The following is a 237-nucleotide window of genomic DNA, read 5'->3' on the forward strand; positions in this document are numbered from 1 at the left end:
GGCAGTATTGAAGGCGGAACTAGCGAGTTAGCTCGCGAACTCAGTAACGACTATTCTACGTATCTATTCGAATCTCTTAAGACGCCGAACGGCTTCGACCTCCACATCACGAGTACCCATTACGATGAACCGACTGCACTTGCCTTAGTTTCGCGACACCAACGCGCTATATCGCTCCACGGTTACAGTGACAGCGCCGAGCATATTATCGTAGGAGGCACCGATCCTGTTCGTGGC

The 237-nt window shown here is 51.9% G+C and carries 1 protein-coding gene; it reads left to right on the forward strand.

Translation table 11 applies throughout. From position 1 onward, the window contains the following. Positions 1-6 precede the first annotated feature (6 nt). A partial coding sequence (locus SB659_RS20490; protein WP_410551767.1) for a poly-gamma-glutamate hydrolase family protein occupies positions 7-237 on the forward strand: 231 nt, incomplete at its 3' end.

Origin of the sequence: Arthrobacter sp. SIMBA_036 (genome assembly GCF_046535135.1) — a bacterium.
GTDB lineage: Bacteria > Actinomycetota > Actinomycetes > Actinomycetales > Micrococcaceae > Arthrobacter.